Origin of the sequence: Pectobacterium cacticida (assembly GCF_036885195.1) — a bacterium.
GTDB lineage: Bacteria > Pseudomonadota > Gammaproteobacteria > Enterobacterales > Enterobacteriaceae > Pectobacterium > Pectobacterium cacticida.
This window is the reverse complement of the sequence record NZ_CP133656.1, coordinates 1,328,122-1,341,164: the sequence shown is the minus strand read 5'-3', so window position 1 is coordinate 1,341,164 and position 13,043 is coordinate 1,328,122. Positions and strand designations below refer to the sequence as shown.

The following is a 13,043-nucleotide window of genomic DNA, read 5'->3' as shown; positions in this document are numbered from 1 at the left end:
GGGTCGCCAGACACTCAATCTTTATCGATTCGGCTCGCCACCGCACCCTGCTGGTCTTTATATTTGGCATCCTGACGACGGTTGTAAGGGCGAGCCGCCGGCCCGGAAAGCGGTTCAAAACTCAACGCGCCGATCATCATGCCGGGGCGCAACGCCAGCGGCAACTTACCTGAATTATAGAACTCCAATACAATTCTGCCTTGCCAACCTGGGTCGATGCGGTGGGCGGTAACGTGAACCATTAACCCCAGTCGGGCAAGCGAAGAACGCCCATCCAGCCAGCCCACCAAATTATCGGGCAGGGTAACGGATTCGAGCGTAACGGCCAACGCGAGTTCTCCCGGGTGCAGGAAGAAAGCCTCGCCTTCCGGCAAAATAATCTCATCGCTCATCACGCGATCCAGCGCGGCGCTGACTTCATCCTTTGGGCCGCTCAAATCAATGAAAGCCGCCGTGTGCCCGCGAAAGACGCGGAATTGGTTACCCAGTCGGACATCAACGGTCGCGCCGGAGATCCTCTCGGTGGGCGGACGGGGCGTAATCACCAGTCGGCCATCATCCAGCCAGGCTTCAATATCACGGTCACACAGTCTCATTCTATTCTCCATTCGGCAGAGGTATCTTCAGATACCCCGCTTACCTTCGTTATCTATCACATCTATCACGTTGCTGCCACACAGGCTACGCAGTCGGGATGCGTGAGAGTCTTTGTTACTCAAAAAACTGGCTTATCTTGGCTTTTAAAATATCGATCGCAATACGGTTCTTGCCGCCGCGCGGCACGATAATATCGGCGTACTGTTTGGACGGCTCAATGAATTGCAGGAACATCGGGCGCACCGTCTTCTGGTATTGTTCCATTACGGATTCTAACGAACGTCCGCGTTCATTAACGTCACGCCGCAGGCGACGCAACAGGCAAATATCCAAGGGGGTATCGACAAAAATAGAGAAGTTAAGCTCATCGCGCAGGCGCGCATCCGTTAGCAACAAAATCCCTTCCAGGAGAATGACTTTTTTTAACGCGATATGCACCGTGTCTTGTTGACGAGTATGCTCGACATAGCTGTATTGGGGCACTTCGATCGCCTGACCGGCCTTCAGCATCTGCAAATGCTGGATAAGTAAGTCATGGTCCATCGAACTCGGATGGTCATAATTGGTTTTTATCCGTTCTTCCATCGTCAGGTGGCTTTGATCTTTATAGTAGCTATCCTCAGAGATCACACCGATATGCCGATCGCCCACCTGATCGCGTAATTCGCGATACAGGGTGCTGGAAATAAGACTTTTACCCGAAGCCGATGCTCCTGAGATCCCGATGATAACGCACTGGTGAGACTGATCAGTCATGGTATAAACGGCCTGATTAACATGTAAAAGAGGGGAATCCGCCAAACGGCGCTTTAACGTGCGATTATAGGGAGTTAGCCCGCGTCACGCCACCCTTTCCACGTTTACCCACATTGGCGCTGGCGGGCCGTCGCCGTCGATTGATTACGATGAAATGCGCGTAGACATTGATAAAAAAAAGCCAGTATGATTCCCATCAAACATTTCTCATAAACACTTCTAAGTAGACTATGGCCCATTCAAAGCTCATAAAGAAAAAGGCAACGAACAAAACAAAGAAAAAACAGCAACCTATAACTCCCCTGGAGAAATTTCAACATTTCTGGGCCACCATCGAAAAATATCAGCGCCAACTCGTCAAATTACAGCAAGATCAGGAAGCGCTGTATGCGCGCTTTCAGCAAGATGTTCTGCCGTTAGAGCATCAATATATTCAGTCCGTTTTTGATAAAACAGAGCGCCTACTTTCTTTTGCCGACAAAAAATCGCTCAGCAAAAACCAGCGTGAGACGCTATTTGAGTGGATCGAAGAGGAATTGTCTCGCTTGCAGTCCTACCCTTTCAATAGTCAGCTTGATATGACGCCATTAGTTGACCGGTTTATATCTGTCGCTTCGCAATATACCCCACCGCCTTCTAACGAGGACATCGCTCAATTCAGAGAAGCGCTCGACACTAAATTTGACTTTTCCTACGCCTTCTCCGATGACGAAATAAGCGAGATGATTAGAAACCCCGATAAACTGCAGGCCGCATTGGAGCAACTTTCTCAAGAATGGCATTCCCGTAATCAGCAAGATAGTGCCTTTGATGCTGAGGAAGACGACGATGACTGGCAAGAGAGCGAATACGCGGAAACAGACGGGGAGGAGAGTAAGCGTACAGCGGCGTCAACCGACGGTAATCTATTGGATACCAAACATATTACCCTGCTATATCGTAGGATTGCTAAGGCGCTTCATCCCGATCGCGAACAAGATCCCGCAGAGAAAGAGAAAAAACATCACCTCATGACCATGTTGTCAAAAGCCAAACAGGAACATGACATCTGGACCCTTCTAACGCTTTATCATCAATATGTTGATGCTTCATTTGCTTTTGACGAAAGTACGATCCCGTCGATTAATACGCTGCTTGAAAGCCGAGTGAACACGTTGAAAAATGCGCTGGCGGATCAAAAGCACGATCCATCCCTTCCTGGTATGGTGTGGCAAGAAATGGGGGCCGCAACGGCAAAGACGCGAGAAAAGAAAATCGCGGAACATCAGCGCTATTTGCGCGAGTCGACAGCAATTGAATTGGCACAAACGCAAAGCCTACGCTCTCTGGCGGTACTGAAACAGTATTTAGCCGAGCGTAACGAAGACGATAATATGGATTTCCTTATGGATTTATTCGATCAAGATTACCGTTTTTGAGCATCAACACGATAAGAGAGGTCAATAATGAAGCTTGGTCATAACGATCCTTGCCATTGCGGCAGTGGAAAAAAATTTAAACATTGTTGTATGAACAACACGGATAAGCTACGTGCGCAATTCATTGATGATGTTGAAGGCATGTTGGCACTGAACCCTAATTTGAGCTTTGATGAACTCAATGTGGTTTTACAGCACAAAATGCAGGATCGTATAGTCAACCTCATCCCGATTTTTGTGGTATGACGCCAACGCAAATGGCCAATTGGCTTTATGCCCCTCTCGATGAACTTCAATGGGTAACAATCAACACGCCGGACAGCTTTTCTGCCAGCCCCGTGATGCACTATTTAAGCCTGATTATTGATGAAGCCATGGCGCAAGGAGGATCATTCAAAGCCACAAGCAAGGGCAACTTACCGGCTAAGTTAGTCAAGCAGGCCTGTGCATTGCTGCCAGAGCTTTCAGTTGCTCAATTCGAACGTGACATCCGTATCAGTGAGTTTGCAGGCAGTAACGAAGATAAATTTAATGCCTTGCACTACACCAGAGTGCTAGCCGAAATTAGCGGTATTATTTATCGACGTAGCGGTCACTACCATGTGAAAAAAGCAGCGCAAAATCAGTATCAGACATTAGGTATTAAGGCATTTTTCAAACCGATGTTAGAAGCCGCAACCAGAAAATATAACTGGGGGTATTTGGACCGCTTTGAATACGATGTCGATTTGCGTACCTTTTGGTTGTTTATGTTGTGGCGTCTGCAAAGCCACAGCAGTGTAGCTCAGTTGGTTAAAGAGGTGATGACGGCTTTCCCCGATTTACTATTGGCATTCCCTACGGACGAATACTTTCCACCGGAAAAATACTTATGCTCGCTAATTGAATCCAGGTTTATTGAGCGGTTTTTACAGTTTTGGGGGTTTGTGACAATTGATCCAAGACGTTATATCGACGCTAAGCCTGTCAATAGAATGGTTAAGATCCAACCTTTATTAACACAATCCTTTCAGTTCACTATTAACATATAAGGCATCAGGCTATCTGCATCAGTTGTTCGAAGCCTATCAGTTCAAAGGAGATTGGTTATTACCCCTACCCTATCAGCCCACGGAAAGTAAGTAGGCGTGTAATCGACAATCTATAATGACATATCAAGCACTATCTTCTGATATGTCATAAGTAATCATTATTGCGTTCGGGGGTTTAGTTAGGTTGATATGTTTTAATATATAATTATTCTTTAATGATGCATTTAGGCATATCAACATGCGCTATGTAACAGAACAGATACTGGAAAGCCTTCGAGAAGCTCGGATACATAAAGGGCTTAGCCAAAGAGATCTGAGCACGCGTTCGGGGGGGCCTCAAAGTCATATATCAAAAATCGAATCGGGTGGCGTCGATTTAAGAATATCCAGTTTGATTGCGCTTGCCCGTTCGCTCGACTTAGAGCGGTTTGTTGCACCTAAAAAGTCCATTCCTGCCATCACGTCGATCATTCGCAGTAGCAAAGGGATTAGCGATGAAGGTGAGCAAATGTCGCCTGCATACTAATTAGATGGGGACGATGATGACTAACAATGTCTCTACGCTAAACGTTTTGCTTTATGGTGACCCCATCGCCACTATCACCCATGTGGGCAATGACAGAACACTATTTGCCTTTACGGATTCGTACCTTAATGACGAATCGCGACCTGTGTTAGGGCTCGGTTTTAAAGATTCGCTAGGTGGCTTGCTGATAAGAAGCCTATCGCTACGCCACTGTTAATTAGCGCGCTTATAGAACCTGCATGCCGAGTGCGGGCGCAAGCTCGGCATGCAATAGTTGAGTCATTCACTCGCCACTACGTATCACAGCGCCCGGAAAGCGATTTCGCCGGGGATCACTTCGCCCTGCCAGTAAAGCTGCGCGGCTACCTGCCCCGCCAGTTCGCGATACAGAGAAGTGAATTCGCTGTCCGGGTGACTGACCACTGTCGGCTCACCGCGATCCAGATCTTCACGTAGGGAGATATGCAGTGGAAGCTGGCCCAGCAGGCAACAGTGATATTTTTCCGCCAGCTTCTGCGCACCACCCGTGCCGAAGATCGGCTCCAGATGGCCACAGTGGCTACAGATATGCACGCTCATATTCTCCACGATACCCAGCACGGGTACGCCGACTTTTTCAAACATCGCGATGCCTTTCATGGCATCCATCAACGCGATATCTTGCGGCGTGGTCACGACAACCGCGCCAGTGACCGGAATGTTCTGCGCCAGCGTTAGTTGAATATCCCCCGTCCCCGGCGGCATATCGATGACCAAATAATCCAAGTCCGGCCACAGCGTATCTTGTAGCAGTTGCAATAGCGCTTTACTCGCCATCGGCCCACGCCACACCATCGCGTTATCGTCCGTCACCAGATAACCGATCGAGTTGGTAGCCAGACCGTGGGCGATAATCGGCGTCATGTGCTGACCATCCGGCGAGGTGGGCCGTTCACTGGCCGCCCCCAACATGGTGGGAATCGACGGACCATAGATATCGGCATCCAGAATGCCCACATTTGCGCCTTCCGCCGCCAGCGCCAGCGCCATGTTGACCGCCGTACTTGATTTGCCAACGCCGCCTTTCCCGGAGCTGACGGCAATGATATTTTTTACACCTTTCACCCCAGCCTGGTTATTTACCCGCCGCAGTGTCGCGATATCCTGCGTTAAACGCCACTCGACCGCCTCAGCGCCGGACAGGCGTAATAATTCATCGCTGACCGTTTCTTTTAACACGGCTAATCCACTCAGCCAGACAAACGGCATCGTCAGTTCGATGTGTAACACATCGTCCAGCAATGCGCAGTGGCGCAACGCATTAAGCGTCGTTAGGTTGTTTTTCAGTGTCGGGTGCTGAAAAGTAGATAAAACCCCGGCGACCATCGCACGCAATGCTTCTGGTCGTTGTTCGGGGACTGTCGCATTCATTCCGGCTCCTTGAAATTCTCATATTGACCGTTGAGACTGGGTATAGCATATCAGAGCCATTGCCGCCTGACGCTCTTCATGAACAAAAATGGGGAAGCGCCGCGCAAAATGGGCTCTGCAATGTAACGCCTTGCCGTTTTAACCCTGTCAGCGGTTTACGCAGCAAGGCGCTATCGGTTAACATCGGGTTTCCTCTATTCACAAAAGAAAGCAAGTTCCTCATGACTCAAGTCGCAAAGAAAATCCTGGTAACGTGCGCGCTGCCTTACGCTAATGGTTCGATTCACCTCGGTCATATGCTTGAACATATTCAGGCGGATATTTGGGTACGTTATCAGCGAATGCGCGGCAATCAGGTTCACTTTATCTGTGCAGATGACGCCCACGGCACACCCATTATGCTGAAGGCCCAGCAGATGGGCGTCGCGCCAGAGCAGATGATTGCGGCGATGAGTCAGGAGCATCAGCAGGACTTCGCCGGTTTCGCCATCAGCTACGATAACTATCACTCAACCCATAGCGAAGAGAACCGCGAGCTGTCAGGCCTGATTTATCGCCGTCTGAAAGAGAACGGCTTTATTAAAACTCGCACGATTTCTCAGTTATACGACCCAGAAAAGGGCATGTTTTTGCCGGATCGCTTTGTGAAAGGCACCTGCCCGAAATGTCAGGCTGCCGACCAGTACGGCGATAACTGTGAAGTTTGCGGTGCGACCTACAGCCCGACAGAATTGATCAATCCTAAATCCGCCGTTTCCGGCGCCACGCCAGAGATGCGCGAATCCGAGCACTTTTTCTTTGACCTGCCGGCATTCAGCGACATGCTGCAAACCTGGACACGCTCCGGTGCGTTGCAGGAACAGGTTGCCAATAAGATGCAGGAGTGGTTCGATGCGGGTCTGCAACAGTGGGACATTACCCGCGATGCGCCCTATTTCGGTTTTGAAATTCCCGATGCGCCGGGCAAGTATTTTTACGTCTGGCTGGATGCGCCCATCGGCTATATGGGCGCGTTCAAGAACCTGTGCGATAAGCGTGGCGATCTGAATTTCGACGATTTCTGGAACACCGGCTCAGATGCCGATTTGTATCACTTTATCGGTAAAGATATCGTTTATTTCCATAGTCTGTTCTGGCCCGCCATGCTGGAAGGCAGTGGTTTCCGTAAACCGACTAATCTGTTCGTACACGGTTACGTCACGGTCAACGGCGCCAAGATGTCGAAATCGCGCGGCACCTTTATTAAGGCCAGCACGTATCTGCAACATCTGGATGCCGACTGCCTGCGCTATTACTACGCGGCAAAATTATCTTCGCGCATTGATGATATCGATCTCAACCTGGAGGATTTTGTCCAGCGCGTGAATGCCGATATCGTCAATAAGGTCGTGAATCTCGCCTCGCGTAATGCGGGTTTTATCAACAAGCGCTTTGACGGCAAGCTGGCGGGCACGCTGGCCGACGCCGATCTGTACAAAACCTTCACCGACGCCGCCGCCAGTATTGCGGAAGCCTACAACAGCCGGGAATCCGGCCGCGCGATTCGTGAGATCATGGCGCTGGCGGATATCGCCAACCGCTATGTTGACGAACAGGCGCCGTGGGTTGTGGCAAAAGCAGAAGGGCGGGATGCCGATCTACAGGCCATTTGCTCAATGGGCATCCATCTGTTCCGCGTGTTGATGACGTATCTGAAACCGGTTTTGCCTGCGCTGGCGCAGCGAACAGAGGCGTTTTTGCAGACGGAACTGCGCTGGGACACTATCACAACCCCGTTGTTAAACCATCAAATTAGCCCCTTTAAAGCCTTGTTCAACCGCATTGATGTCGATAACGTCAACGCGATGGTAAATGCATCCAAGGAAGATATGGTCACGGCGCAAAAAGTCGTGTCTGGCCCGCTGGCCGATCATCCAGTGCAGGACACCATTAGCTTTGACGATTTTGCCAAGGTCGATATGCGTATCGCCTTGATTAAACAAGCTGAATTGGTCGACGGTTCTGACAAGCTACTACGGCTGACGCTGGATCTCGGCGGCGAAACCCGTCAGGTGTTCTCCGGCATTCGTGAAGCCTACCCTGACCCGGCTGAACTGGAAGGCCGTTTAACCGTCATGGTCGCGAATCTGGCCGCACGTAAAATGCGGTTTGGCGTTTCGGAAGGCATGGTGATGGCAGCAGGCCCCGGCGGTAAAGAAATTTTCCTGCTGAGCCCTGATAGCGGCGCGCAGCCCGGTATGCAGGTCAAGTAATCATTGTATCAAGCCAAGCCGGATTCCTATCCGGCTTTTTTATTTATCCGGCTTTTTAACTCATCTGGATTTTTAACCCATCCGCCCCTTCACTCACCCAACTTTTTAACATCAATACCCATTGCTTAACATTGCAACCACTTGTAACACGCTATCGACAATCATTCGCATCCCCCTGTTAATAGACACATTTACCTTTCAATACTTTAACTAAAAAACAACAATATCGTTATGAATTACAATATATATCGCATAAAAAACATACCTATTTGGAGGTGCAACAGCCAGTTAACGACGTAAATTTTGATTTTGCGCAAAAGTCCACATTTTATGTGTTGTTAAATTACTCGCAACAAAAATGATACATAATTACACAGGGAAACTAATGCAAGTTAATAGAAGAGGTTTCTTTAAAGTTTGCGCGGGGGGGATGGCGGGAACCACTCTCGCAGTATTGGGCTTTACGCCCACGGAAGCAATGGCATCAGTACGTCAATATAAACTGCTGCGCGCGAAAGAAACGCGTAATAACTGCACCTATTGTTCTGTCGGCTGTGGCGTGCTGATGTACAGCCTCGGCGATGGCGCCAAGAATGCCAAACCCTCCATCTTTCATATCGAAGGCGATCCCGATCATCCCGTCAGCCGGGGTTCCCTGTGTCCAAAAGGCGCCGGCCTGGTCGATTATATTCATAGTGATAACCGCCTGCTTTACCCCGAATATCGCGCGCCGGGCTCTGACAAATGGCAGCGTATTAGTTGGGACGATGCCATAGAGCGCATCGCGCGCCTGATGAAAGCCGATCGCGACGCTAACTTCCAGCGTACCAACGAGAAAGGCGAAACCGTCAACCGCTGGCTCACCACCGGCATGCTGTGCTCATCAGCCGCCAGCAATGAAACCGGTGTCCTCGATCAGAAATTTGCCCGCGCGCTTGGCATGGTCGCCATCGACTGTCAGGCACGCTTATGTCACGGGCCTACTGTCGCGGCGCTCGCACCGACCTTTGGCCGCGGCGCGATGACCAACAACTGGGTAGATATCAAGAATGCCAACGTCATTATCGTGATGGGTGGCAATCCGGCGGAAGCGCATCCGGTCGGTTTTAAATGGGCTGTAGAAGCGAAAACGCATAATAATGCCAAACTGATTGTGGTCGATCCGCGTTTCAACCGCTCCGCCGCCGTTGCCGATCTCTACGCGCCCGTGCGGGCGGGTTCCGACGCCGCATTTCTGTTAGGCATCGTTAATTACCTGATTACCAATAATAAGATTCATCGCGAATATGTCGTTTCGTATACCAACGCCAGCCTGATCGTGCGCGAGGATTTTCATTTCGACGAAGGGTTGTTCAGCGGTTACGATGCGCAAAAACGCCAATACGATAAAGCCAGTTGGCAGTATGAGCTTGATGCATCCGGCTTTGCTAAACGCGATAATACGCTCTCCCACCCCCGTTGTGTCTGGAACCTCCTGAAAAAACATGTTTCCCGTTATACATTGGAGATGGTGACCTCGCTGTGCGGCACGCCAGCCAAAGATTATGAAGAGATTTGCCGCACGCTGGCGGAAACCTGCGTGCCGAATAAAACCGCCACCTTTATGTACGCATTAGGGTGGACGCACCACACCAACGGCGCGCAGATTATCCGTTCCGCCGCCATGATCCAGCTCTTGCTTGGCAACATCGGTATGCCGGGCGGCGGGATTAACGCCCTGCGCGGTCACTCTAATATTCAGGGATATACCGATCTCGGCCTATTGTCATTGAATCTACCGGGCTATATGCCGCTGCCGTCGGAAAAGCAGCAAGATCTGAAAACCTATCTGGGCCAGATCACACCCGCCGCCGCCCTGCCCGATCAGGTTAACTATTGGAAAAATACGCCCAAATTCTTTATCAGTATGATGAAGAGCTTTTACGGCGATAACGCCCAAGCCGCGAATAATTGGGGGTATGACTGGTTGCCGAAATGGGATCGCAGCTACGACGTGATGGCGCAAGCCGAACTTATGGTAGAAGGCAAAATGAACGGTTATATCGTTCAGGGTTTTAACCCCGTCGCGGCGTTTTCCAACAAGAACAAGGCCACCGAGGCGCTGTCCAAACTCAAGTATATGGTCATTATCGATCCGCTGATTACGGAAACGTCGACATTTTGGCAGAACTATGGCGAATTCAATGACGTGGATACAGCGTCGATTCAGACGGAAGTCTTCCGCCTCCCCTCTTCCTGCTTTGCCGAAGAGAATGGATCTATCGCCAACTCTGGCCGTTGGCTCCAATGGCACTGGGCGGCGGCCGAGCCACCAGGGGAAGCCCTGCACGACGGTAAAATTATCGGCAAGCTGTTGGTACGCCTACGTGAATTGTATCAAGAAGAGGGCGGCGCTTACCCCGATCCGTTGATGAATATCAACTGGAACTATAAAAATCCGCAAGATCCTACGCCGGAAGAGATCGCTCGCGAAGCCAACGGTATCGCACTGGCGGATATCTACGATGACAGCGGTAAATTGATCCTGCACAAGGGCCAACAGATTGCTGATTTCTCACAGTTACGCGATGACGGTACGACATCCAGCTTCTGCTGGATCTATGCCGGGAGCTGGACAGAAGCGGGTAACCAGATGGATCGGCGCGACAATGCGGATGCCGGGCTGGGCTGTACGCCAAACTGGGCATGGAGTTGGCCGCAAAACCGTCGCATTCTATACAACCGCGCCTCTGCCGACCTGCAAGGAAAACCGTGGGACAGCAAGCGCAAATTACTGGAATGGACGGGTAAGAAATGGCAAGGCATCGATGTACCCGATTTTGCCGCCACCGTGCCGCCAGGCCAAGATACCGGCCCGTTCATTATGCTGCCGGAAGGTGTGGCGCGCCTGTTCTCCGTAGACAAATTAGTCGACGGGCCATTCCCTGAACACTATGAACCGATCGAGTCCCCTATCGGCACTAACCCGCTGCATCCGGCGGTGATCTCCAGCCCGGTCGCGCGCCTGTTTGCCCGCGACGCGAAGACTATGGGCACCGCGAAGGATTTCCCTTACGTCGCGACCACCTACTCGATTACCGAGTTGTTCCGTCACTGGACAAAACACGCGCGACTAAACGCTATTGTGCAGCCAGAGCAGTTTATTGAGATCGGCGAAAATCTGGCACAGAGCAAAGGCATTAAGGCGGGTGATGAAGTCAAAGTCTCCTGTCAGCGAGGCTACATCAAAGCCAAAGCGGTGGTGACCAAACGGATTAAGACACTGCACATTGCCGGTCATAGCGTAGAAACCATTGGCATCCCTTGTCACTGGGGCTTTGAGGGTGCCACGCGCAAGGGCTTCCTGGCGAACACACTCACGCCCAGCGTCGGCGACGCTAATTCACAAACGCCAGAATATAAAGCGTTTTTGGTTAATGTAGAGAAGGTGTAAGGGTAGCCAACTATGTCAATGCAATCACAAGATATTATTAAACGTTCGGCCACCAACGGCTTTACACCGCCCCCGCATGTGCGTGATGACAAAAGCGAAGTGGCGAAACTCATTGATGTTACGACCTGCATCGGCTGCAAAGGCTGTCAGGTAGCCTGTTCAGAGTGGAACGATATTCGCGATGACGTCAGCCATAACCTCGGGGTTTATGATAACCCGGCGGACTTAAGCGCTAAATCCTGGACATTGATGCGTTTTTCCGAAGTGGAAGAGAACGATCGTCTGGAATGGTTGATCCGTAAAGATGGGTGTATGCACTGTAGCGATCCCGGCTGTTTGAAGGCCTGTCCATCTGCAGGCGCTGTTATCCAATATGCCAATGGCATCGTCGATTTTCAGTCCGAGCAGTGTATCGGCTGCGGCTATTGCATCGCCGGTTGCCCGTTCAATATCCCACGGCTGAATAAAGAGGATAATCGGGTCTATAAATGTACGCTGTGTGTCGACAGAGTTAATGTCGGGCAAGAACCCGCCTGTGTGAAAACCTGCCCGACCGGCGCCATTCGTTTCGGCACAAAAGCGGAGATGAAACAGCTAGCGGAAGAACGCATCGCCGACCTGAAAAGCCGCGGTTATGAGAACGCCGGCCTCTACGATCCGCAGGGCGTGGGCGGTACGCACGTCATGTATGTTCTACACCACGCCGACCGGCCTTCGCTCTACCACAACCTGCCGGACGATCCGCAGATTTCCACGCCGGTCAACCTGTGGAAAGGCATTCTGAAGCCGCTCTCGGCGCTTGGGTTTGTCGCTACATTCGCCGGGCTGATGTTCCACTACGTCGGCATTGGTCCGAATACGGAAGAGATGGAGCATGACCCCGAAGCAGAAGAAAAAGAAGGGGGAGACAAACATGAGTAAGCCACAAATGATTTTGCGTACCAAGTTTATCGATCGCATCTGTCACTGGATTGTGGTTATCAGTTTTTTCCTGGTCGCCCTCTCAGGGATTGCGCTGTTCTTCCCCACGCTGCAATGGCTGACGCAGACATTTGGTACGCCACAGATGGGGCGTATTCTGCACCCCTTTTTTGGCGTACTGATCATTATTTGCCTGATCCCGATGTTCTTCCGTTTTGTGAGCCATAACATCCCGAAGAAACGCGATCTCCCCTGGTTCATCAACATTATTGAAGTGTTGAAAGGTAATGAACATGAAGTGGCTCAGGTCGGTAAATACAACCCAGGTCAGAAGCTCATGTTCTGGAGCATCATGGGGCTGGCGCTGGTGCTGCTGATTACCGGGGTCATCATGTGGCGGCCTTACTTTGCTCATCTGTTCCCGATTGACATCGTGCGCTATGCCATTCTGATTCATGCGGTTGCCGCTATCGTGCTAATCCATGCCATTTTGATCCACATGTATATGGCGTTTTGGGTCAAAGGGTCGATTAAAGGCATGATTGAAGGCAAAGTCTCCAAACGCTGGGCGCGAAAACATCACCCGCGCTGGGCGCGTGAAATGGAAGAGAAGGAAGCGGAGAAATAACCCGAGCGCTTTCGGTTGACTCATTTCTTCAAACGCCCGTGACAAAAAAGCCCTGCGAATAAATGCAGGGC

11 protein-coding genes and 1 pseudogene are annotated in these 13,043 nt (G+C 50.8%); 9 read left to right on the top strand and 3 right to left on the bottom strand.

What is annotated here, in order from left to right; all coding sequences use genetic code 11:
• Positions 1–14: 14 nt before the first annotated feature.
• On the bottom strand, positions 15–596 hold the full coding sequence (dcd, locus tag RFN81_RS06420; protein ID WP_264498294.1) for a dCTP deaminase: 582 nt from the start codon (positions 594–596) through the stop codon (positions 15–17).
• A gap of 115 nt (positions 597–711) precedes the next feature.
• Positions 712–1,353, bottom strand: coding sequence for a uridine kinase (gene udk, locus RFN81_RS06415; protein ID WP_264498293.1), 642 nt, complete (start codon positions 1,351–1,353; stop codon positions 712–714).
• A gap of 230 nt (positions 1,354–1,583) precedes the next feature.
• Here udk and RFN81_RS06410 point away from each other — a divergent pair, with 230 nt between their 5' ends.
• The 5 genes and pseudogenes from RFN81_RS06410 to RFN81_RS06390 form a co-directional block, all read left to right on the top strand.
• The gene (locus RFN81_RS06410; protein WP_264498292.1) at positions 1,584–2,771 is read left to right on the top strand and encodes a hypothetical protein; all 1,188 of its coding nucleotides are present in this window, start codon (positions 1,584–1,586) and stop codon (positions 2,769–2,771) included.
• 27 nt (positions 2,772–2,798) lie between these two features.
• Positions 2,799–3,017 carry a YecA family protein gene (locus RFN81_RS06405; protein ID WP_264498291.1) on the top strand — a complete coding sequence of 73 codons (219 nt, stop codon included), beginning with the start codon at positions 2,799–2,801 and terminating at the stop codon, positions 3,015–3,017.
• Complete coding sequence (locus tag RFN81_RS06400; RefSeq protein ID WP_264498290.1) at positions 3,014–3,802, top strand: hypothetical protein; 789 nt, start codon at positions 3,014–3,016, stop codon at positions 3,800–3,802. The genes RFN81_RS06405 and RFN81_RS06400 overlap by 4 nt, the downstream gene beginning before the upstream one ends.
• Before the next feature lie 238 nt (positions 3,803–4,040).
• A complete protein-coding gene (locus RFN81_RS06395) occupies positions 4,041–4,328 on the top strand; it encodes a helix-turn-helix domain-containing protein (RefSeq protein WP_264498289.1) in 288 nt (95 codons plus the stop codon).
• Positions 4,329–4,344: 16 nt separating this feature from the next.
• A pseudogene (locus tag RFN81_RS06390) lies at positions 4,345–4,515 on the top strand (type II toxin-antitoxin system HipA family toxin); the annotation flags it as partial.
• A 113-nt stretch (positions 4,516–4,628) separates the two neighbouring features.
• On the opposite strand, the gene apbC reads toward RFN81_RS06390, so the two are convergent.
• A complete protein-coding gene (gene apbC / locus RFN81_RS06385) occupies positions 4,629–5,738 on the bottom strand; it encodes an iron-sulfur cluster carrier protein ApbC (protein WP_264498288.1) in 1,110 nt (369 codons plus the stop codon).
• Positions 5,739–5,959: 221 nt separating this feature from the next.
• On the opposite strand from apbC, the gene metG reads away from it, so the two are divergent.
• The 4 genes from metG to fdnI all read left to right on the top strand — a co-directional run bounded on the left by metG (position 5,960) and on the right by fdnI (position 12,972).
• Positions 5,960–7,990 carry a methionine--tRNA ligase gene (gene metG, locus RFN81_RS06380; protein ID WP_264498287.1) on the top strand — a complete coding sequence of 677 codons (2,031 nt, stop codon included), beginning with the start codon at positions 5,960–5,962 and terminating at the stop codon, positions 7,988–7,990.
• Positions 7,991–8,375: 385 nt separating this feature from the next.
• Positions 8,376–11,423, top strand: a complete 3,048-nt coding sequence (gene fdnG / locus RFN81_RS06375; protein ID WP_264498286.1) for a formate dehydrogenase-N subunit alpha — start codon at positions 8,376–8,378, stop codon at positions 11,421–11,423.
• Between the two features lie 12 nt (positions 11,424–11,435).
• Positions 11,436–12,344 carry a formate dehydrogenase subunit beta gene (fdxH, locus tag RFN81_RS06370; RefSeq protein ID WP_264498285.1) on the top strand — a complete coding sequence of 303 codons (909 nt, stop codon included), beginning with the start codon at positions 11,436–11,438 and terminating at the stop codon, positions 12,342–12,344.
• A complete protein-coding gene (gene fdnI, locus RFN81_RS06365; protein WP_264498284.1) occupies positions 12,337–12,972 on the top strand; it encodes a formate dehydrogenase-N subunit gamma in 636 nt (211 codons plus the stop codon). Before fdxH ends, fdnI begins: the two co-directional genes overlap by 8 nt.
• The last annotated feature ends 71 nt before the right edge of the window (positions 12,973–13,043 follow it).

Excerpts from the sequence above, each read along its gene's own strand:
- dcd (WP_264498294.1), bottom strand. The coding sequence starts at position 596 with ATGAGACTGTGTGACCGTGATATTGAAGCCTGGCTGGATGATGGCCGA.
- udk (WP_264498293.1), bottom strand. The coding sequence starts at position 1,353 with ATGACTGATCAGTCTCACCAGTGCGTTATCATCGGGATCTCAGGAGCA.
- RFN81_RS06410 (WP_264498292.1), top strand. The coding sequence starts at position 1,584 with ATGGCCCATTCAAAGCTCATAAAGAAAAAGGCAACGAACAAAACAAAG.
- RFN81_RS06405 (WP_264498291.1), top strand. The coding sequence starts at position 2,799 with ATGAAGCTTGGTCATAACGATCCTTGCCATTGCGGCAGTGGAAAAAAA.
- RFN81_RS06400 (WP_264498290.1), top strand. The coding sequence starts at position 3,014 with ATGACGCCAACGCAAATGGCCAATTGGCTTTATGCCCCTCTCGATGAA.
- RFN81_RS06395 (WP_264498289.1), top strand. The coding sequence starts at position 4,041 with ATGCGCTATGTAACAGAACAGATACTGGAAAGCCTTCGAGAAGCTCGG.
- apbC (WP_264498288.1), bottom strand. The coding sequence starts at position 5,738 with ATGAATGCGACAGTCCCCGAACAACGACCAGAAGCATTGCGTGCGATG.
- metG (WP_264498287.1), top strand. The coding sequence starts at position 5,960 with ATGACTCAAGTCGCAAAGAAAATCCTGGTAACGTGCGCGCTGCCTTAC.
- fdnG (WP_264498286.1), top strand. The coding sequence starts at position 8,376 with ATGCAAGTTAATAGAAGAGGTTTCTTTAAAGTTTGCGCGGGGGGGATG.
- fdxH (WP_264498285.1), top strand. The coding sequence starts at position 11,436 with ATGTCAATGCAATCACAAGATATTATTAAACGTTCGGCCACCAACGGC.
- fdnI (WP_264498284.1), top strand. The coding sequence starts at position 12,337 with ATGAGTAAGCCACAAATGATTTTGCGTACCAAGTTTATCGATCGCATC.